The organism is Fibrobacter sp. UWR2 (genome assembly GCF_002210285.1).
GTDB lineage: Bacteria > Fibrobacterota > Fibrobacteria > Fibrobacterales > Fibrobacteraceae > Fibrobacter.
In genome coordinates this window covers 1-1,348 of the sequence record NZ_MWQE01000018.1, presented here as the reverse complement: position 1 = coordinate 1,348, position 1,348 = coordinate 1, and the positions used below count along the sequence as shown (strand labels likewise).

Annotated in this window: 1 protein-coding gene; it reads right to left on the bottom strand. The window is 55.0% G+C overall.

All coding sequences use genetic code 11. The features are described 5' to 3' along the window. Nucleotides 1-53: 53 nt before the first annotated feature. Complete coding sequence (locus tag B7994_RS13825; RefSeq protein WP_088639041.1) at nucleotides 54-1,268, bottom strand: IS256 family transposase; 1,215 nt, start codon at nucleotides 1,266-1,268, stop codon at nucleotides 54-56. Nucleotides 1,269-1,348: the final 80 nt, after the last annotated feature.

The following is a 1,348-nucleotide window of genomic DNA, read 5'->3' as shown; positions in this document are numbered from 1 at the left end:
GGTAGTGTAAATCAAACTGTGTCATCGTCCGTTGTTTGATTCCTTGGCAAAAATTATAAAATTACGAACCGGTCGCCGAACCTGATGCACAGCTGTTGCGCAATCAGCGACCAGTTTGCAAGCGGCATCGTCCATTTCTTCCTGATATTGCGGTAAGCGAGATAGACCAGCTTGACGAGGGAGTCGTCGGACGTGAACACGCCCTTCGTCTTCGTCACCTTGCGAACCTGGCGGTGGTAGCCCTCGACGGTGTTGGTCGTGTAGATGAGCCTGCGGATGTCTTCGGTATACTGAAAATAGCGGCTCAGGTTGGGCCAGTTCTCCTGCCAGGAACGGACGACTATCGGGTATTTTTCTCCCCATTTTGTGGCGAGGTTTCCAAGTTCCATTTCCGCCTTTTCGAGCGTCTTTGCTTGGTATACGAGCTTCAAGTCGACAAGGAACTCCTTCTGGTTCTTGCTCGCGACATACTTGAGCGAGTTCCTGATCTGGTGCACTATGCACAGCTGCACGTCCGTTTCCGGGAACACTGCGCCTATCGCGTCCGGGAAGCCCTTCAGGCCGTCGACGCATGCGACAAGGATGTCCTTGACGCCGCGGTTCTTGAGGTCGGTAAGCACGCTGAGCCAGAAGTTCGCCCCCTCGCTTTGCGAGACATACATTCCAAGCAGGTCCTTGAACCCGTGACGGTCAACGCCGAGAACGTTGTAGATGGCTCGGGACACGACGGCCCCCTTCTCGTCCTTCACCTTGTAGTGGATGGCGTCGAGCCAGACGATCGGATAGACGTCCTCGAGACCGCGATTACGCCAGGACTGGATTTCCGGCCATACCTTGTCCGTGATGTGGCTTATGGTTTCCGCGGAGATGGAACTTCCGTAGTTCTCCTCGATAAAACGGCTTATGTCGCGGGTGCTCTGGCCCTGGGCGTACAGCCCGATAATCTTGTCCGACAGACCTTCCGCAAGGATCGTCTCGCGCTTCTTGACGACCTCGGGTTCGAAGGTGCCGTCCCTGTCCCTCGGGGTCTCGATTTCCACGGGACCGTACTCGCTCTGGACCGTCTTCCGCATCTTCCCGTTGCGCCGGTCCTTGCCTCCGTTCCCCTTGTTTTCGGCGAGATGGTCATCCATCTCGGCGTCCAGAGCCGTGTTCAGGAAGTTCTCCAGCATGAAGTGGAACGCCCCGTTCTTGCCGAAGAGCGGCTCGCCCTTCTTGAACTGTTCCTTGGCCTTGGCCATTACCGAGTCAAGTTCTTCGTTTGTCATTGTCACAATCCTTTCCCTACATTATAGTAAGGTTTTGGGTTATTGGGGGTGGATTGTGACACAGTTTATTTTACAGCCTC

Excerpts from the sequence above, each read along its gene's own strand:
- B7994_RS13825 (WP_088639041.1), bottom strand. The coding sequence starts at position 1,268 with ATGACAAACGAAGAACTTGACTCGGTAATGGCCAAGGCCAAGGAACAG.